16 protein-coding genes and 1 tRNA gene are annotated in these 18,160 nt (G+C 66.0%); 2 read left to right on the forward strand and 15 right to left on the reverse strand.

Features of this window, described 5'->3' with window-relative positions; all coding sequences use genetic code 11:
• A tRNA-Sec gene (locus NDN16_RS14750) sits at positions 1–93 on the reverse strand.
• On the opposite strand from NDN16_RS14750, the gene NDN16_RS14755 reads away from it, so the two are divergent.
• Positions 94–627 carry a hypothetical protein gene (locus NDN16_RS14755; RefSeq protein ID WP_251114228.1) on the forward strand — a complete coding sequence of 178 codons (534 nt, stop codon included), beginning with the start codon at positions 94–96 and terminating at the stop codon, positions 625–627.
• A 41-nt stretch (positions 628–668) separates the two neighbouring features.
• Here NDN16_RS14755 and NDN16_RS14760 read toward each other — a convergent pair whose 3' ends face one another.
• From NDN16_RS14760 to NDN16_RS14795, 8 genes are read right to left on the reverse strand one after another with little or no spacing between them, the layout of a single operon-like run.
• Positions 669–1,076 (reverse strand): DUF3830 family protein, encoded by a 408-nt coding sequence (locus tag NDN16_RS14760; RefSeq protein WP_251114229.1) that lies wholly within the window; start codon positions 1,074–1,076, stop codon positions 669–671.
• A 19-nt stretch (positions 1,077–1,095) separates the two neighbouring features.
• The gene (locus NDN16_RS14765; protein ID WP_251114230.1) at positions 1,096–2,184 is read right to left on the reverse strand and encodes a ring-opening amidohydrolase; all 1,089 of its coding nucleotides are present in this window, start codon (positions 2,182–2,184) and stop codon (positions 1,096–1,098) included.
• Between the two features lie 47 nt (positions 2,185–2,231).
• Positions 2,232–3,002, reverse strand: a complete 771-nt coding sequence (locus tag NDN16_RS14770) for an ABC transporter permease (RefSeq protein ID WP_251114231.1) — start codon at positions 3,000–3,002, stop codon at positions 2,232–2,234.
• On the reverse strand, positions 2,999–3,880 hold the full coding sequence (locus tag NDN16_RS14775; RefSeq protein WP_251114232.1) for an ABC transporter ATP-binding protein: 882 nt from the start codon (positions 3,878–3,880) through the stop codon (positions 2,999–3,001). Before NDN16_RS14775 ends, NDN16_RS14770 begins: the two co-directional genes overlap by 4 nt.
• Positions 3,881–3,896: 16 nt before the next feature.
• Positions 3,897–5,354 carry an allantoinase AllB gene (gene allB / locus NDN16_RS14780; RefSeq protein ID WP_251114233.1) on the reverse strand — a complete coding sequence of 486 codons (1,458 nt, stop codon included), beginning with the start codon at positions 5,352–5,354 and terminating at the stop codon, positions 3,897–3,899.
• Positions 5,355–5,370: 16 nt separating this feature from the next.
• Positions 5,371–6,162 carry an SDR family NAD(P)-dependent oxidoreductase gene (locus NDN16_RS14785; protein WP_251114234.1) on the reverse strand — a complete coding sequence of 264 codons (792 nt, stop codon included), beginning with the start codon at positions 6,160–6,162 and terminating at the stop codon, positions 5,371–5,373.
• 22 nt (positions 6,163–6,184) lie between these two features.
• The gene (locus NDN16_RS14790) at positions 6,185–7,201 is read right to left on the reverse strand and encodes an ABC transporter substrate-binding protein (RefSeq protein WP_251114235.1); all 1,017 of its coding nucleotides are present in this window, start codon (positions 7,199–7,201) and stop codon (positions 6,185–6,187) included.
• Positions 7,198–8,013, reverse strand: coding sequence for a cysteine hydrolase family protein (locus NDN16_RS14795; RefSeq protein ID WP_251114236.1), 816 nt, complete (start codon positions 8,011–8,013; stop codon positions 7,198–7,200). Before NDN16_RS14795 ends, NDN16_RS14790 begins: the two co-directional genes overlap by 4 nt.
• A gap of 119 nt (positions 8,014–8,132) precedes the next feature.
• Here NDN16_RS14795 and NDN16_RS14800 point away from each other — a divergent pair, with 119 nt between their 5' ends.
• Positions 8,133–9,038, forward strand: a complete 906-nt coding sequence (locus NDN16_RS14800; protein WP_251114237.1) for a LysR family transcriptional regulator — start codon at positions 8,133–8,135, stop codon at positions 9,036–9,038.
• A gap of 21 nt (positions 9,039–9,059) precedes the next feature.
• Here NDN16_RS14800 and selB read toward each other — a convergent pair whose 3' ends face one another.
• Genes selB through fdnG form a run of 6 tightly spaced genes read right to left on the reverse strand, consistent with a single transcriptional unit; the run spans position 9,060 to position 18,103 of the window.
• A complete protein-coding gene (gene selB / locus NDN16_RS14805) occupies positions 9,060–10,979 on the reverse strand; it encodes a selenocysteine-specific translation elongation factor (protein WP_251114238.1) in 1,920 nt (639 codons plus the stop codon).
• Positions 10,976–12,364 carry an L-seryl-tRNA(Sec) selenium transferase gene (selA, locus tag NDN16_RS14810; RefSeq protein WP_251114239.1) on the reverse strand — a complete coding sequence of 463 codons (1,389 nt, stop codon included), beginning with the start codon at positions 12,362–12,364 and terminating at the stop codon, positions 10,976–10,978. Before selA ends, selB begins: the two co-directional genes overlap by 4 nt.
• A 1-nt stretch (position 12,365) precedes the next feature.
• On the reverse strand, positions 12,366–13,271 hold the full coding sequence (fdhE, locus tag NDN16_RS14815; RefSeq protein WP_251114240.1) for a formate dehydrogenase accessory protein FdhE: 906 nt from the start codon (positions 13,269–13,271) through the stop codon (positions 12,366–12,368).
• A 44-nt stretch (positions 13,272–13,315) separates the two neighbouring features.
• Complete coding sequence (locus tag NDN16_RS14820) at positions 13,316–14,053, reverse strand: formate dehydrogenase subunit gamma (protein ID WP_251114241.1); 738 nt, start codon at positions 14,051–14,053, stop codon at positions 13,316–13,318.
• Positions 14,050–15,009, reverse strand: coding sequence for a formate dehydrogenase subunit beta (gene fdxH, locus NDN16_RS14825; RefSeq protein WP_285292727.1), 960 nt, complete (start codon positions 15,007–15,009; stop codon positions 14,050–14,052). The genes NDN16_RS14820 and fdxH overlap by 4 nt, the downstream gene beginning before the upstream one ends.
• Positions 15,010–15,022: 13 nt before the next feature.
• Complete coding sequence (fdnG, locus tag NDN16_RS14830; RefSeq protein WP_251114242.1) at positions 15,023–18,103, reverse strand: formate dehydrogenase-N subunit alpha; 3,081 nt, start codon at positions 18,101–18,103, stop codon at positions 15,023–15,025.
• Positions 18,104–18,160: the final 57 nt, after the last annotated feature.

Raw genomic sequence — 18,160 nt, forward strand, 5'->3', positions numbered from 1 at the left:
CGGAGGAGAGTGGGAGTCGAACCCACCAAGGACCGGCTCACGGCCCCACCCGGATTTGAAGTCCGGACGCCCCACCAGGGACGATTCTCTTCCATGGCCTCGAAACGCCTGCATCCGGTATCGGAAACGTATCTTGTTATGGGGCAAGGGATTGCGGCGTCAACCCGCTCGAAGACCGGGCTGAAGAATCGACGTCTGGAGCGTCGCCCGATATCTTCCAGACCGACAATCGCCCATTCGAGGTCGCCGATCGTGACGCTGAACTCAGTCATCGAGTATTATCGGAACTATATCATCGGAGGAGCCATAATAGCGCTTGGCATAGACATGGTCAGCGAAAGCAGCAACGGAGGCCAGCGCTATGGCGTGGACTTCGACAGCCTGCCAGGCGTTCCGAGTGTCGGTTTCGTTGTATTTTTCGGCGTTCTGTATGTCGGTATGGGGCTGATGCTCTGTTTCTGGAACGCCGTCATTGCCCTGTCTCGCCTGCGAGACGACAGGCGAGCCGGCAACACGCGCTCTTTGACGGCAAGGCTGATTGCTCACGCTGCCGTCTATCTGGGTTTGCTGATCCCGGCCGGCTTCACCAGCATCATGGTCGAATTGATACACCGCTCCTTTCCATGATCACGACCCGCCGGGCTTCGTCGCAAGGCACCGGGAGGACGTCAGCGAAAGGCGATCGCCTTCGCGCCGGTCCAAAGGGTTCCGCGGCCGATCTCGGCCAGCCGGTCGAGGCCCTCGATAATCGTCAGGAAGTGATTGCCGGCGAGCGGGCCGGCCTTGGAGGCGAAAGCCACTGGCCCATAGGCCAGGAGGATTTCCGTCTCCGATACGCCACCCGGATACAGGATGAACTGGCCTGGCGCCGGGTGGCCCGTGGCATTTTCGTATCCGAGACCGAAGTCGAAATCGCCCAGCGGGATCCAGCAGGCCTCTCCGCTCCAGCGCACATGGATGATCTGCTTTTCGTAAGGCAGCAGGGAACGGAAGGCGGCCACCGTGCGGGGCGCCGCCTGCGATTCGAAGCGCCCCTTGAAGTGTTGGCCGTCGATCTCGATCGCGATGTCGCCCATGTCTTATCCCTTTCGTGTCTTAGTGCGTGCGGCGCGCGATGACGGCGACCGGCCCGCCGCCATCTGGGCCCTGATGCTCCGCGCCGCCTGATACGAACAGCTCGGTGGTTCCTGCCAGGGCGGCAAGCACGCCGCCGACGAAGGCGCGGGCGTGGCGCGTGGCCGAAATGTCGCTGTCGTCGCTCATCGTGTGCCGCGCGCCGCGAACCCTGCCCGAGCGGGGCGCTTCGGCCTTGGCGAGCAAGGCTTCGAAGCGGGCTTCCGCCGGTATCTCGAGGCCGGTGAAGACCGCGCGGACGGACTGACCATCGATCATGTCCGCCATGACCGCATGGCCGATGGCAAGCGGCCCGCTCCACACGTCGCTCATGCCGAGGACGAGAATTTCGTGGCCCAGCAATTCGACCCCGGCCGACGTGCTCGCACGGCTGGAAAACAGGGACATGTCCCTGCCGATCGTATCGTCGGCAACGGCGGCCGCATCGATTTCCTGCAACGCCAAGGCAACGCCGAGAGCGCTGGCGCCACGCGAAAGGCCCATGGATTTCAGCGTATCGGAGGCGGCGCAGGCCTGTCCGCGCGCCGCGGCGTCGCCGATCCGCGCCGAGGTCAGCAAAGGACATTTGATCTGGACGAAATGGACGTCGGCCGGCTTTTCGATGCCGGCGTCGGCCATGGCATGCAGAACGCCGTCGCGGACGATCCGGGCCTGCGCCGTGGTGCCGATCTCTTCGGGTCGAAGGTCGCATGTCCGCGCCGTACCCAGCGCCAGCGCACCGCCATGCACCGGCTCCCCGGCCACCTCCACGCGCTCGAAGACCAGCCAGTGGGGGCTGAGCGCGCCTTCGGTCCCGCCGGACATGACCATGACGACATCGTCGGCGCGGGTCGCATCGACATGCTCGAGGAGAAAGCCCTTCAAGGCCCGGGTTGCGAAGCCACGGGTGAAATCGTTGACGCAGCCATTGCCTTCGGTCTTGCCGAGAATGGCGACGATGGCGGACGGATCGAGCGCACCTTCGCTCACGAGGCGTTCCAGACCCTCGACATCGTCGGGCGCACGGGCGGGAACGCGGTGAAGGCGCGCCGCAGGACGGTTGGCAGACACGGTCTATATCCTGGAGTTGGAATGGGAGGGGCAGAGCGTTTCGACGCTCAGCCCATGGCGAAATCCGTCTTGCGGTTGGCCCAGCCCGTCACGCGCCTTTCGATCAGCGAGAAGACGGCATAGAGGGCCACCCCGAGGCCGGCCAGTATGAACAGCCCGGCAAAGACGAGCGGCACGTTGAAGTTGGACGAAGCGATCAGCATCATGTTGCCGATCCCCCGGTTCGAGGCCACCGTCTCGGCGATGACCGTGCCGACGAAGGCCAGCGTGACGGCCACCTTCAGCGAGGCGAACAGATAGGGCATCGTGCGGGGCAGCCCGACATTGAACAATATGTCGGCCTTGCTGGCCTTCCATGTCTTCAGCACATCCTCAAGCTCCGGCTCGGTCGTGGCAAGGCCCGTCGCGACGTTCACCACCACCGGGAAGATCGAGATGATCATGGCTGTGATGATGGCCGGCACCGTGCCCGCACCGAACCACAGGACGAGGATGGGCACGACGGCGACCTTGGGAATGGACGAGAAACCGACAAGCAGCGGAAAGGCCACCTTGTAGGCGAAGCGGGAAGACCCGATCAGCATGCCGATCATGACGCCGACCGATACGCCGAGGGCGAAGCCGACCAGCGTCGTGTACAGCGTCTGGATCGTATGGGGCATCAGAGCCGGCCAGCGGGTGACCAGTACGGTGACGATCTCGCTTGGACGGGGCAATACCAGAGGGCTGATGGAGAACGCCAGGCAGGCGAGTTCCCAGACCGCGAAGAAACCGAGGATCACCAGAAGCGATCCGAGGCGTTCCCTGGACATTTTCATCGCGCCGTCTCCTTCTTCTGGTCCGAGCGCGCCCGGACGATCAGGCTGCGCAGGCGGTGATTGAGCGTGACGAAGGCCGGGTCGGCCATCGTGTCCAGCGTTCGCGGCCGCGCGAACGGCACCGTCTCGTCGACGAGGATCCGCCCCGGCCGCGCGCTCATCACCACGATGCGATTGGCGAGAAAGGCGCTTTCCCGCAGGTCGTGCGTCACGAGAAGGACCGTCGGTCGCGTCTCCATCCACAAGCTCTGCAGCGTTTCCCACAGCTCTTCGCGGGTGAACTGGTCGAGCGCGCCGAAAGGCTCGTCCAGCAGGAGAAGGGTCGGCTCGTGGATCAGGGCCCGGCACAGCGAGGCACGCTGCTGCATACCTCCCGACAATTGCCACGGGAACCGGTCGCCGAACCCGCCAAGCCCCACCTTCTCCAGGAGGGCGTCGGCGCGCTGGCGATACTCGCCGCGCCGTTTCGCACGCCAATGCTCGCGGAAGCCGGCGACGATCTTGAGCGGCAGCATGACGTTGTCGCGGATCGACAGCCAGGGCAGCAAGGTCGGGTTCTGGAAGGCCATGCCGATCCGCACGTCCTCCGCGCCCACTTCTCGTCCGCCGACGAAGACATATCCGGACGAGGCCCGGATGAGGCCGGCCACGAGCTTCAGGATCGTGGACTTGCCGCATCCCGAGGGGCCGACCAGGGCGACGAAATCGCCTGAAAAGACCTTCAGGTCCGTCTCCGCCAATGCGGCGAGGGCGGCATCGCCCCTGCCGTAGGAGAGGGAAGCCTTGTCGAACCGGATCAGCGGCGTCGTTGACGGCGTGCCGCCATCCGGCTTGAGCGGGCGTGCGCCCTCAGTCGCTTGAGGCTTCAGCATCTGCATGCCCTTCTCTCCTCTGTCAGGCGGCCGCGCGCGGGCGGCGCCGTGGCGGCGCCCGCGTGACGGCGTCCATCGTCTGGTCGACATTGCGCGGTTGCGGTTCCGGCATTCGCTGCATGCGATGGACCGAGCATCCCCACCCCCCCGTGTCGGCGACAAGGCTGCGATCCTTCATCACGAAGCGCCCGCGCACCATGGTGTGGACCGGCAGGCCCACCGTCTCCATGCCTTCGAAAGGCGTGATCTTTCCGCGCGAATGCAGTTCCGCGGCGCGGATCACGTGACGGCGCTCCATATCCACGAAGGCGATGTCGGCATCGGCGCCGACGGCGATCGTGCCCTTGCGTGGAAACAGTCCGAAGGCCCTCGCCGGCGCGCCGGCCGACATGCGGACGTAGCCTTCCAGTGTCAGGCGCCCCTTGTGGACCTCCGTCAACATCAGCTGCATCTGCGTTTCGACACCGGGAAAACCGCAATCGGCCGTCCATATATCGTCGCGACGCTTTTCTTCCGGATCGTGCGGAGCATGGTCGGTCGCGATCATGTCGATCGTACCGTCCTTCAGGGCATCCCAGAGCGCGGCCTGATGATGCGCCTCGCGGACCGGCGGATTGACGCGGATGATCGAGCCGAGGGTGTCGTAAGCGCGTTCGTCGAACAGCAGGTAATGCGGGCAGGTTTCGCCGGTGATGTCGACACCCCGGACCTTCGCCTCACGCAGGGGGCGCAGCTCGTCGGCCGACGAGATATGCAGGATGTGGATGCGCGCGCCCGTCCACTCGGCCAGGATCGCGGCGCGGGCGACGGCCTCCGTCGCCACGACGGCCGGACGCGAGGCAAGATGGGCAAGCGGATCGGTCCGCCCGGCAGCCACCAGCTTCCTCTGCCGCCAGGCCATGATGGAGGCGGTCTCCGCATGCAGCGAACAGCGCAGGCCGTGCCGGGCCAGAATCTCGAACCCTTCCAGCATGGCGCCGGTGGACGGCGACGGCAGATTGCCGAACGTGTTTCCCATGAAGCATTTGAAGGCCGCGACGCCGCCCTCGATCAATGCTTCGAGCTGGTCGATATTGTCTTCCGCCAGCAGCCCGTACAGACCGAAATCGACATGCGCCTTCTTTGCCGCATCGAGTTTCATCGCCAACGCTTCCGGCGTCGCTGTCGGCGGGTTTACGTTGGGCATCTCGAAAACGGTCGTCACGCCGCCCATGGCCGCCGCGGCCGTGCCTGTGCCCCAGTCTTCCTTATGGGTGTAACCGGGCTCGCGGTAATGGACGTGAGCGTCGATGGCGCCGGGCAGCAGGTGCAGGCCCGAGGCGTCGATCGTCGTGCCGGCCGCCGGCATGGCGGCGGCATCGCCGATGGCAACGATTGCGCCGCCGGCGACGGCCAGGGACGCGGCGAGCGTGCCCGTCTCGGAGGCGACGACGCCGCCGTGGATGACGAGGTCGGCATAGGGTTTCGCGTGGTCGGTCATGGAATTCGTCCTTCGATCAAAGCATGGCCCAGCCGCCATCGACCGGCAGGTCGACACCGGTGATCTGCCGTGCCGCGTCACTGGCCAGGAACACGCAGGCATGCGCGACATCGGCATCGGTGGAGACACGACGCAGGGCGTAGTCCTCTGCATGGCGGCGGAAGGCTTCATCTTCGCCGATACCGAGCCGAGCCGCCATTTCGGGCACGACCTTGGTCCGGAAACGTGGCCCGTCCACCATGCCGGGCGCGACGCAATTGACGTTCACATTGTGCGGCCCCGCTTCCAGCGCGAACGATTTGGTGATGCCGCGCAGGCCCCATTTGGAGGCGGAATAGGCCATGCGGCCGGCGCGACCGCGCATGCCGAACGTGCCGCCCACATTGACGATTCTTCCGCCCCCCTGTGCGATCATCGCCGGCATGACGGCGCGCATCGTGTTGAAGCAGCCCGTCATGTTGAGGGTGACGATCTCGTTGAACTCGTCCTCGCTCGTTTCCCAGCCGGTCTTGCCGATGGGGCCGGAGCCGCCTGCGACGTTGACGAGCACATCGATCCGGCCGAACCGTGCCAGCGCGGCCTCGGCCAAGGCCGTGCAGTCGGCCTCCCTGGTGACGTCGCAGGCGACGACCGCCGCGTCGGCACCCGCGTCGCGTATCTCATGCGCCACGGGTTCGATGGCGGCGGTGTCGCGGCCGGCCAGCACCAGACGGCAGCCTTCCTGTGCGAAGGCGCGCGTGACGGCCGCACCCATTCCCTTGGCGGGGCCGGTGATGACCGCCACCCGCTCTTTCAATCCGAGTTCCATGAAATGCCTGCCTTCCGAATGTTCAGTCGACGACCTTGGTGGGCCGTTCGCCCAGGGGCGGCAGGAACCGGTCGGTAAAGACCTCGTCCAATGCCGGGGTGCGCGGCAGTTCGTTGGCCTCGACGACGATGTCGATGGCGCGACGCATCCGATCCGGGTCGATTGCGCCGAGGCCGATCTCGGCGATTTCCGGATGGTTCATTTCAGCCGCGAGGGTTGCCTCGGTGCGCTCGATCTCGACCTCTTCGTTCAACAGCGGCTCCCGCTCCATCACGGCGGCGACGGAACCGGCCGGATCGGCGATCATGTCGGCGGTCGCCCTGTTGAGCGCTGCGACGAGCGCCTTCAAGGCCTCCGGATGCTCGGCCACGAAGGCCTTCGAGGCGACGAGCGCGTTGGAATAAAGGTCGAGCCCATGGTCGCCGTAGGAGATGAAGCGCAGATCCGCCTGCGGATCGATTCCGGCTGCCTTGGCACTGAAGGCGATTGTGTTCACGTAGCCGAAGACGCCATCCACCTGGCCGCTCATCAACATCTGCTCCCGCAGGTTGGGCTGCATGTTGGTGATGGTAACGGAAGCCGGATCGATGTCGGCCGCCTTGGCGAATGCCGGAAAAAGCTTCAGCGCGCCGTCGCTGGCCGGACCGCCCAGCGTCTTGCCGGCAAGGTCGGCGGGCGTCCGGATATCGCTGTCGGCCTTGACCGCGATGGTGAAGGGAGGCGTGTTGAACATCTGGTAGACACCGATGGGCGCCTGGTCGGGCTGCGTCGCAGCCAGCGCGATCAAAGCGTTGATATCGCCGAAGCCGACATTGTAGGCGCCCGTCGCCACCTTGGTGATCGAAGCGGCCGAGCCTTCTCCCTGATCGATGGTCACGTCCAGTCCGGCTTCGTCGAAATAGCCCTTGTCCTGCGCCAGGAAGAACAGCGCCTGCGGCCCCTGATACTTCCAGTTCAGGACGAGTTTGACGGGCGTGTCGGCGGCGGCGGAGCCGAGGCCGGCGGCGGACACCAGGAGTGCGGCGATCAGGCGTTTCATGGGTTGGGGTTTCCTTGGGCAGGTTGCGTTGAAAAAGCGGACAGGACGGCCGTCGATCTCGTCACGAAGCCGTGCAGCGTCTCGGCCAACCAGATCACGGCGGCTTCGATTTCAGGCGGCGAAACGGTGGCGCAGAGATCCTCGATGAGCAGGCAGTCGTAGCCCCTGGATGCCGCGTCGGTGAAGGTTTCGAAGACGCAGCGGTCGGTGTTGATGCCGCAGAAAAGCAGCGTATCGACACGCAGGTTGCGCAGGAGGCTGTCCAACTCGGTATCGGGAAATCCCGAGAAGCGCTGCTTGCGAACCTCGAAATCGGCCGGTGTGCGCGTCAGCCCTTCGGCGAGGGCAGCGCCCCATGATCCGGCCTGCAGGACACCGTCGTCCGATCCTGCCGGCGTTTCGCCATAGCCGATGGCCTGAGGGTCGCGCTTGCCCCGGAACAGCGTGGACGCCGGCAGGTGCCCGGCGTGGGGCGGAAGGCCCCAGTTGAGCCAGATGACGGGCATGGATGCGGCGCGGCAGGCTGCGGAAAAGCGTTCGATCTGAGCGATCGGCGCCCTGCCCCTCCGCCCCGCCCTCGCGAACCAGCCGCGCTCGTGCAGGAAGTCGTTCTGCAGGTCGACCACGATGAGCGCCGTGCGTGACAGGTCCACCTCCACGGCGCGCGGCCGCGCGTCGACCAGGATGGGCCGCGGCGTCGGAGCCCGGCGCACGGTCGAGATGCGGTTACCCGAGACGGTCCACCCCTGCCCGGGTGTCTGCCCGAGACGGTAGGATGGCATGTCATCAAGCGTTGCGGTGAGTTGGGACAAGGGTGTCTGCTCCGTCGATCCATTCAACGGTAGCCCTTGCCGAGCGCATACGTGAAATGCTGAATGATGCCGGCGCCGATACGAAAAAGTATACACCAGGGGATCTGGCGATGCGGCACATGCGTATATGGACCTATGTGGATCTCGCGGCCCGGCATGGATCCCTTCGTCGCGCGGCCGAGGAGTTGAACATCACGCCATCGGCGCTGCAGCGCCGCATCCAGGACGTGGAGGAAGACCTCGGCGCGGCAATCTTCGAACGATCGGCACAAGGCGTGCGCCTGACGGCGGCAGGAGAAACCTTCATCCGGTGGATCCGGCAGCAGAGCGTAGACCTGGACAGGACACGCTCGCAGATCGAAAGCCTCGGCGGGCTACGACGCGGCCACATCCGCATCGCGTGCAGCCAGGCGCTGGTGAACTATTTCCTGCCGCAGGAGATCGCCGCCTTCCGCACCTCCTATCCGCATGTGAGCTTTGCGATCTCGGTGGTGGATCACGACGCCGCGCTGAAGATGCTGGTGGACTACGAGGCCGAGATCGCCCTGATCTTCCGGCCGCGCCGGAGCGCGGAGTTGCAGCCCATCGTGACCGTCGGACAGCGGCTGCACGCCATCATGGCGGCCGATCATCCGCTGGCCGCCCGCCCGGCCCTGCGGCTCCGCGACTGCGCGCCCTATCCCATCGCCATCGCGGACCGATCCTTCGGTTCCCGCCGCATCGTGGACGAAATCCTGTCGACGAGCTCCTTCTCGCTGTCGATCGAATTCGAATCCGACTCCTTCGAGATGCTGCGCAATCTCGCACGGTCCGGGCAGGTCATGACGTTCCAGATCGAGATCGGGTCGGAAGTCTCGTGGCTGGAGCCGGGTTTGGTCTCCATTCCGGTGGCGGATGCGGACCCGACCCACGGGCCGCTGGTTCTGGGTCAATTGCGCGGACGCACATTGCCGGTGGCGGCAGCGAAGTTCATCGAGCAGGTCGCTCGCCGGCTGGATGCCTCGCGGCAGCTTCCGCAGGATTGAAGCCTCGCAGAGACGAAAACGCTAATCGAACAGGTCGAGCCTGTGCGGGTTCAGCCTGCGCTGATCGCCGCGCCGCAGCGTCAGTCCGTGGCGGTCGAAGAATTCGAGGATCTGGATAGCCACCTTGCGTCCATTGTCCAGCCTGTCGCGCAGGTCCGCCGCCGTGAACTGGCCGCCGGGCCGGCCGGCGGCGATATCGCGCATGATCTCGACCATCTCGCGCAGGACCACCTTCGGAAAGAAATGGTCGTGGGCCACCTCATGCAGCTCGCCCATGCGCCCGAGACGCTTCAGCAGCGTCCGCATGGCAACTTCGGGCACCGCGAAGCTTTCCGCCAGGTCTCGCGTGCGCGGCGGGCGAAACCGTTCCGAGCCGTTCAGAACATGCGCGATCCGCTTCCACAGCATCTCGTCCGCCTCCGACAGCCGCACCGCGTGGTCATGGGCAGCGACCCACGCTCCATCCAGTTTCAAAACCCCGTCCTCGCGCAGGGTCGCCAGCGCCGAGCGGAACACCGGGGCGGGCAAACGCGGCGCGACCGCCAGCCGCAGGCGCTCCAATCCCATGCCGGGCAGGTCGGGGTTGTCTGCGTGGAACGTAGCCAGCGCCTCCGACAGCTCGCGGCCGAGCCTTTCGAAGGCAGGCCGTGGCATGATGACGGGCCCGGCGGCGATCTCCACGCAATCCATCGCCGCGACAAGCCGCTGGGCATACGCGTCCGTCAACGCCCTGTCGCGCGCGAAGGCGGCGATATCGACGGTCTGAGGCGGCAGGGCCAGCAATGCCGACAACACTGCCCCGGCGTCCGGCGCGGCCAGGGCTGACAGGACCGCCAGGCGCTCGGCCGTGCGGCGGCGGCGGGCCGGCGCACGCAGGTCGAGGAAGCGTCCGCCGCCCAGCGTATGGCGCGCGGACGTATCGCGGATGACGAAGCGGTCGCCGACGGCGGCCGCCAGCGGCTTGTCGAGAACCAGTTGCACGTAGCCCGTCTCGCCCGGCTGGACCGGGCGGTCTCCCAGAAGCACGATCCGCGCGGCGATATCGGCCGCGGCATGATGGAGGCGAACCGGAAACCATTGCGCCACCGGTCGCTCCGCGCCCGGCAGCAAGGTGAGTTCCGCGTCGATGCGGTCCGTCGGATGGTCGAGGGCTGGATCGACGATCATGTCGCCGCGCCGGACGGCATTCCGCGCGATCCGGTCGCCGGCGAGGTTGAGGGCGCAACGGTCGCCGGCCCGCCCCTCGTCCGCCTTCTCGTCCTGCCGGTGCAGCGAGCGCAGCCGCGCCGCAAGCCCCGACGGTGATACGGCGAGGGCATCGCCGGTGCGCACATGGCCGGACAGGACCGTGCCCGTCACGACCGTGCCCGTTCCCGGCAGGACGAAGCTTCGGTCTACGGCCAGGCGGAACCGCCGACCGTCCCCTCGTGGAGACGGTGCAGCCTCGGCGCAGGCTTCCAGAAGGCGCATGACGGCCTGTGTGCCCGGCAAACCGCGCGTCGATGCGGCAAGGATGGGCGCGCCATCCAGAAAGCTGCCGGCAACCAGCGTCCGGATTTCGCCACGCAGTTCGTCGAGGCGTTCGGCATCGGCAAGGTCGGCCTTGGACAGCACGATCGCACCCTCGCCGATCCCGAGCAGCGACAGGATCGCCAGATGCTCGCGCGTCTGCGGCATGATGCCGTCGTCGGCCGCGATGACGAGCAGCGCGAAATCGATGCCGCCCGCCCCCGCGAGCATCGTGTGCACGAAGCGTTCATGGCCCGGCACGTCCACGAAGCCGATGCGCCGTCCGTTGCTAAGTGTGGTGTAGGCGAATCCGAGATCGATGGTGATCCCGCGCTCTTTTTCCTCGCGCAGACGGTCCGTCTCCACCCCCGTCAGCGCGCGGACCAGCGCCGTCTTGCCATGGTCGATATGGCCGGCCGTGCCGACGATCACGCTTCGCCGCCCTCGATATGGGACAGGTTGGACAGGAAGGCCTCCCGATCCTCCAGGCAGCGCAGATCGAGGATCAGGGCTCCGTCGCGCAGCCGTCCGATCACCGGTTTGGGAAGGGCGCGGAACGCGTCGGCCAGGCGCTCGACGGCGCTCGAGCAGCCCCTCGGCCGAAGGGACAGGCCGGCACTGGGCAAGGTATCGAGCGGCATCGCGCCCGAGCCGACCTGGCTCTCGACGGCTACGACGACGACTTCGACATCCGGCAGGAGGCGCGCGACATCGTCCACGAGCGCCGTGGCCATGGCGGCGATCTCGGCACGGTTGCGCGCCATCAGGCGCAGGGTCGGCAGCCGCTCGGCAAGACGCGCCGGATCGCGATAGAGCTTCAGTGTCGCCTCCAGTGCGGCAAGCCGCAGCTTGTCGACGCGCAGGGCCCGTTTCATCGGGTTGCGGTTGATGGCGGCGACGGCGTCCCTGCGGCCGACGATGAAGCCGGCCTGCGGCCCGCCCAGCAACTTGTCGCCGGAAAAGGTGACGAGGTCCACGCCCGCCTCGACCGCGTCACGCACGGTCAGCTCGTCGCGCAGGCCGTAGGGTGAAAGGTTGATCAGCGTTCCGGAGCCGAGATCCTCCACCAGCGGCACGCCGGCCGCCCGTGCCAGCGGCGCCAGTTCGGCGGCGGATACGCTGCTGGTGAACCCCTCCACGCGATAATTGGACGTATGGACCTTGAGCATCATTCCGACGCCCTCCTGCCGCAGGGCCTCCTCGTAGTCACGCCGATGGGTGCGGTTGGTGGTGCCCACCTCCATCAGCCGCGCCCCGGCACGCGCCATGATGTCCGGCATGCGGAAGGCGCCGCCGATCTCGATCAGCTCCCCGCGCGAGACGACGACGCCGCGCCCTTGCGCAAGGGCGTTGAGCGTCAGGAGCACGGCGGCGGCATTGTTGTTGACGAGCGTCGCATCCTCCGCGCCCGTCAGTTCGCAGACGAGGCCGCGCAGATGATCGTCGCGTTCGCCGCGCCGGCCACCCGCAAGGTCGTATTCCAGGGCGACCGCCTCCCGCATGGCCGATACAGCGGCTTCGACGGCTTCTTCGGCAAGCTGCGCACGGCCGAGATTGGTATGCAGGATCGTTCCCGTCAGGTTGAAGACGGGCCTCAGGCTGGACACCGCATCCCGCTCCAGCCGCAACATCGCCGCCTCGGCAATGGCGCCGGGCTCGTGCAGCGTGCCGCCGTTCCTGCGGATATCGTCCAGCACCGCCCGGATGCCGTCCGTCGCCGCCTTGAGTCCGTGGCGCGCGATGACCGCATCGGTTTGCGCAGCACGCAGCACCCGGTCCACCGAGGGCAGGTGCGACAGGTTCGGCCGCTCGCCCATCTCAGTAGCCGAGCAGGAACGGGTTGAAGGCGCCGCGCGCAAAGCCTTCTCCGCGCATCAGTATGTCGATGCCGAGGCTTCCCACGTCGTCCGACAGCGGATCGAGCCATCGATCCTTCTGCTGGTTCATGATCTTCACGTAGGAATGGCACTTGTCGCAGGTCTCGGCCTTGATGCTGCCGGGGCCTCCCTCGATCTCCTTGTAACGGATGCCCTCCGTCGACGAGCAGACGACGCATTTCACCCGCACATGATGCCATAGCGTATTGCAGAGCGAGCAGGCGCAGAATCGCGCACCCGCGGCCTCGGGCCAGCCGACGATGACGGATGCGACGGGGGCGCCGCCGCAGCACGGGCAGCTGCCGCCGGCCACCGGGCGGATACGATCCGCCGGCAGGGCTTGTGCCGCCAGCGTGAACCGGACCTGCAACGCCGCGGCGACATAGGCGTGCTCGGCCATCTCGTGGGCCGGCAAGGAGTCCGACAGCACGTTGGCGACGCGCTGCGCAAGGCCCTGGTGGTCCGATGTCACGCGGTGCAGCGCCGCCTGTGCCGCGTCGGGCTTCGGCAACACAGCGACGGCACCGAACAGCCGGTCGGCGATGTCGCGAAAAGTCGCGTCCGGCCCATAGCCGCTCCGATCGAGGGGCGTCATGCCGTATTCGAGGGCACGCTCGACGCCTTCGGGCTCGGGGACCGACAAGTCGGCGGCCACCGCGGCCTGTGCTTCGGCGATGCCGGACAGGAGGGCAAGGTAGGGTCCTATCCCCTCAGGCTGGCTCAACTGCCGGAACCGATCCGCGCGGCGGCGGAACAGGTCTGCGGCCTCCGGAAGCCGGACGAAGGGCGGCGTGGCCGCTTCTCCGATATCGGTCATGTCTCCCGCGAGGGGAATTCTGCGTGCCATTTCAACTCTCCACGAACCGCACGGGCTACGCGGCTTTCAAGATGTTATGCGCCGGGTGGCGCCTTGTCCGGCCCCTCGGCGTCCTTGCGACCGCCCGGATGGGCCGCCAGCGCGCGAAACCATTTGCGGTGATGCCGCCACGCCCAGCCGCCGCTGACGGTGCCGCGCGTCATCGCGCTCATCGTGCCGGCAACCCAGACCGAGGCATAGACATGCATGATCCACAGGCAGATGATGGCGATGGCCGCCAGCGAATGCACCATGATGGCGATGCGCCGCATCGGAATGCTGAGCATGGAGGCGAAATAGCGCTCCCACACCATCAGTCCCGAGACGATCAGCACGATAATCAGCGCCGACATGCCCCAGAAGACGAGCTTCTGGCCGGCATTGTACTTGCCGACTTCGGGTAGTTTCTCCTCGTGCCCGCCCAGTACGTCGCCGATCTGGGCAACCCATTGCGCGTCCTCGCGGCGCGGCAGGTTGAGCCGGAAGAAACGGACGAACAGGATTGAGAAGGAGACGAACAGCACGACGCCGATCCACGGATGGATCGCCCGGGTCCATTGCCCGCCGCCGAACAGCGCCGTCAGGAAGAACAGTGATGGATGAAACAGCGCAAGGCCCGATATCGCCAGCAGGATCAGGCTGACGGCGGTGATCCAGTGGTTGATGCGGGCGGCCCGCGTATAACGGCTCACGACAAGCTGCGGCTTGCGCCGCAGCCTGTCGCCGCCGTCGATCTCGGCGATGCCCGGATCGCGGATGGGTTCAACCGTCATGTGCGCGGCCCCTCCCCGTCTTCGGCCTTCTTCACATAGGCGCGCGCCGCTTCGTCATCCTCGCGGCTGACCTTGTTGCGGCCCTTGATGGCAATGTGGAGCACACCCGCCATCGCGGCAAATCCCATGGCCGCGAAGCCGGCATATCGGGTCACGCCTTTCCACGCCTCGACCAGCGGGCTGATGCGCGGATTATCGGGCAGGTTGGCATAGATATGCGGTTTGTCGGCATGATGCAGCACGTACATGACATGCGTACCGCCGACCCCCTCGGGATCGTAAAGCCCCGCATTGTCATAGCCGCGCGACTTCAGGTCCTCGATGCGATCGGCGGCATGCGCCTTCATCTCCTCTTTGGTGCCGAAGACGATGGCCTTCGTCGGGCAGGCCTTGGCGCAGGCCGGCCCCTGCCCGACGGCGATGCGGTCGGAGCAGAGCGTGCATTTGTAGGATCGGTTGTCCACCTTGGACACGCGCGGAATGTTGAAAGGGCATCCCTGGATGCAGTAGCCGCAGCCGATGCAGTTGTCGTGGATGAAGTCCACGACGCCGTTGGAATACTGCACGATGGCGCCGGGCGCCGGACAGGCCTTCAGGCAACCGGGGTCGGCGCAATGCATGCAGCCGTCCTTGCGGATCAGCCATTCGAGGTTTTCCGTCTCGGGGTTCACCCATTCGGTGAACCGCATGAGCGTGAAGGTGTCCGGCGTCAGGTCGTGCGGGTTGTCGTAGACGCCGACATTGATGCCGACTTCCTCGTGCAGGTTGTTCCACTCCCAGCACGCCGACTGGCATGCCTTGCAGCCGATGCACTTGGAGACGTCGATCAGCTTGGCAACCGCCTCGAGCTGGCGCTCGGGCGCCGGCACGCTGGAGGCCGAGCGCCGGATATAATCCTGCGGCCCCATCAGCATCTGCGTGTCCGGTGCGACGGGCGGGTTGACGTTGATGGTCATGGCCTTCCCTCCCTCACGATGTCGCCGGTCCGGAGGACCGCTCGATGTTGACCAGGAACGCCTTGAACTCCGGCGTCTCGATGTTCGCGTCGCCGACGTAGGGCGTCAGCGAATTGGGGCCGAAGCCCTTCTTGGCTGCCCCAAGGAAGCCCCAGTGCAGCGGGATGCCCACCACATGAACCGTCTTGCCGTCGCAGATCAGCGGCTTGATGCGCTTGGTGACGACGGCCTTGGCGAAGACCGATCCGCGCTTCGACCAGACGCGGCACCAGCCGCCCTTGTCGATGCCCTTTTCCGCTGCGAGCTCTTCCGAAATCTCCACGAAGAATTCCGGCTGCAGTGCGGCGTTCACCCAGACATGCTTGGTCCAGTAGTGGAAATGCTCGGTAAGGCGGTAGGACGTCGCCGCATAGGGAAACTCGTCGGCGTCGCCGAAGGTCTCGCGGTCCGATTCGAAGATGCGCGCCACCGGATTGCCCCGGATGGCCGGCGCGATGACGTTGGCGATGGGCGCCTCGAACGGCTCGTAATGCACGGGGAATGGGCCGTCCCGCATCATGCCCCGTGTGAACAGCCGGGAGACGCCTTCCGGGTTCATGATGAAGGGCCCGACATCCTCCGGCCGTGCCGTCGGCGGAATATCGGGTACGTCATATCCGGCCCAGCGTTCGCCGTTCCACTGGATCAGCGGGCGGGTCTCGTCCCACGGCCGGCCGGACACGTCCGACGAGGCGCGGTTGTAGAGGATGCGCCGGTTGGCAGGCCAGGAGAAGGTCCAGTTCGGGTACAGACCCACCCCATCCGGGTCGGTATTGTCGCGCCGGGCCATCATGTTGCCCTGCTCCGTGTAGGAGCCCGAGAAGATCCAGCAGCCGCAGGCCGTGGAACCGTCATCGCGCAGCGCCGCAAAGCCGGGCAGCTGCTGGCCGGCCGTCGCCACCGTCCGCGTCGGGTCGGCCGGATCGGCGAGATCGGATACGGCATAGCCGTTCATCTCCCGCGCAAGCTCGGCCGGGCTCGGCTCCTCCGGGTCTTCGTAGTTCCAGGTGAGGTTCAGGATCGGGTCCGGGAAGACGCCGCCCTCATCCTGGTAGAGACGCTTCAGGTACAGATGGATCTGCGCCATGATCCAGTTGTCGCGCCTGGCGTCGCCCGGGGGGTTCTGTGCCGGCCAATGCCATTGCAGCCACCGGCCGGAATTGACGAGCGCGCCCTCGTCCTCGGCGAAGCAGCTGGTCGGAAGCTGGTATACCTCGGTCTGGATCGAGGCCGTGTCGACGTCGTTGTACTCGCCGTGATTCTCCCAGAAGCGAGCCGTCTCCGTTTCCAGCGGGTCCATGATGACGAGATATTTGAGCTTCGACAGCGACGCCGTGATCTTGCCCCGGTTGGGGAAGGCCAGCAGCGGGTTGAAGCCCTGGCAGAAATAGCCGTGCATCTGTCCCTGGGACATCATCTCGAAGGCCCGCAGGACATCGTAGGCCGGCAGGTCGAGCTTGGGCAGGTAATCGTAGGCGAACTGGTTTTCCGCCGTGGCGGCGGGGCCCCACATCGCCTTCAGGAACGACACGATGAACTTGCGATAGTTCTGCCAGTAGCTCACCTGGTTGGGCCGGAGCGGCTTGAAGCCGCGCGACGCCATGTAGGCCTCGAAGTCCGGTTCCTTTTCCGTGGGTATGTTGAGATAGCCCGGAATCAGGTTGGACATCAGTCCGATATCGGTAAGGCCCTGGATGTTGGAGTGGCCGCGCAGGGCGTTCATGCCGCCGCCGCGCACGCCGATATTGCCGAGGATGAGCTGCAGCATCGCCATGCAGCGGATATTCTGCGACCCCTTGGAGTGCTGCGTCCAGCCGAGCGCATACATGGACGTCATGGTGCGGTCGGGCGTCGAGCAAGAGGCCATCATCTCCGCCACATGCAGGAACTTGTCGCGCGGGGTGCCGCAGATGCGCTCCACCATTTCGGGCGTATAGATGGACACGTGCTGCTTCAGGAGGTTCCAAACGCAGCGCGGGTGCGTCAGCGTCTCGTCGGTCTCGGCGTAGCCGTCCTCGCCGATGACGTAGTCCCAGCTCTCGCGGTCGTACTCCCGCTTCTCCGGATCGTACCCGGTGAAGAGGCCGTCGCGATACTCGAACCCGTCCCGGACGATGAAGCTCGCATTGGTGAAGGCGCGCAGATAATCCCACTGCACCTTGTCGTTCTGCATGCAGTAGTTGATCACGCCCAGCAGGAAGGCGATGTCCGAGCCCTGCCGGATCGGCGCGTAGTAATCCGATACGGATGCCGAGCGCGTGTAGCGCGGATCGACGACGACAAGCTTCGCACCCCGGTTGGCCTTGGCCTCCGTGACCCACTTGAAGCCGCACGGATGCGCTTCTGCCGCGTTGCCGCCCATGATGACGACGAGATCCGTGTTACGGATGTCCGTCCACGGGTTGGTCATCGCGCCACGACCGAATGTTGGGCCCAAACTGGACACCGTGGGGCCGTGTCAGACGCGTGCCTGATTGTCGAATGCGACCATCCCTGTGGACCGTACGACCTTGTAGGTCTGGTAGGCGGTCTCGTTCGTCGTTGCGGACGCGGCCAGGAAACCCGTCGTCGTCCATCGGTTGACGGTTTGCCCGTCGGCATTGCGCTCGATGAAATTGGCGTCGCGGTCGGCCTTCATGTGCCGCGCGATGCCCGTCAGCGCCTCGTCCCAGGAAATGTCCTCGAACCGGTCCGAACCGGGGCGCCGCACCTTCGGCGTCGTCAGCCGCGTCGGCGCCTTGACGAAGTCCAGGAGCGCCGCGCCCTTGGGGCAGAGCGTGCCGCGATTGGTGGGGTGGTCGACATCGCCCTCGATATGGACCACCTCGGCCGAGCCATCGGCCATGTCACCCTTGGAATAGAGGATGATGCCGCATGCCACCGAGCAGTAGGGGCAGGTGTTGCGCGTTTCCTGTGTGCCGGCAAGCCGATAGGGCCGCAGGCCCTCGACGAAGGCCGCCTCGGCTTCCGAGAAGCCGAATGCGCCAAGCGTCGTCACCGCCACACCCGCGCCGGCACCCTTCAGGAAGGTGCGCCGCGAGAGCTCCATATTCATCGTCCGGTGCCTCCTCGCTATCCGCGATGGAACGCGGATCATGTTTGGAATCATGCT

This window comes from Aureimonas altamirensis (assembly GCF_023702225.1).
Taxonomy (GTDB): domain Bacteria; phylum Pseudomonadota; class Alphaproteobacteria; order Rhizobiales; family Rhizobiaceae; genus Aureimonas; species Aureimonas altamirensis_B.

Excerpts from the sequence above, each read along its gene's own strand:
- NDN16_RS14785 (WP_251114234.1), bottom strand. The coding sequence starts at position 6,162 with ATGGAACTCGGATTGAAAGAGCGGGTGGCGGTCATCACCGGCCCCGCC.
- allB (WP_251114233.1), bottom strand. The coding sequence starts at position 5,354 with ATGACCGACCACGCGAAACCCTATGCCGACCTCGTCATCCACGGCGGC.
- NDN16_RS14820 (WP_251114241.1), bottom strand. The coding sequence starts at position 14,053 with ATGACGGTTGAACCCATCCGCGATCCGGGCATCGCCGAGATCGACGGC.
- NDN16_RS14760 (WP_251114229.1), bottom strand. The coding sequence starts at position 1,076 with ATGGGCGACATCGCGATCGAGATCGACGGCCAACACTTCAAGGGGCGC.
- NDN16_RS14800 (WP_251114237.1), top strand. The coding sequence starts at position 8,133 with ATGCGTATATGGACCTATGTGGATCTCGCGGCCCGGCATGGATCCCTT.
- NDN16_RS14790 (WP_251114235.1), bottom strand. The coding sequence starts at position 7,201 with ATGAAACGCCTGATCGCCGCACTCCTGGTGTCCGCCGCCGGCCTCGGC.
- fdxH (WP_285292727.1), bottom strand. The coding sequence starts at position 15,009 with ATGACCATCAACGTCAACCCGCCCGTCGCACCGGACACGCAGATGCTG.
- NDN16_RS14775 (WP_251114232.1), bottom strand. The coding sequence starts at position 3,880 with ATGCAGATGCTGAAGCCTCAAGCGACTGAGGGCGCACGCCCGCTCAAG.
- selA (WP_251114239.1), bottom strand. The coding sequence starts at position 12,364 with ATGGGCGAGCGGCCGAACCTGTCGCACCTGCCCTCGGTGGACCGGGTG.
- NDN16_RS14770 (WP_251114231.1), bottom strand. The coding sequence starts at position 3,002 with ATGAAAATGTCCAGGGAACGCCTCGGATCGCTTCTGGTGATCCTCGGT.
- fdhE (WP_251114240.1), bottom strand. The coding sequence starts at position 13,271 with ATGGCACGCAGAATTCCCCTCGCGGGAGACATGACCGATATCGGAGAA.
- NDN16_RS14755 (WP_251114228.1), top strand. The coding sequence starts at position 94 with ATGGCCTCGAAACGCCTGCATCCGGTATCGGAAACGTATCTTGTTATG.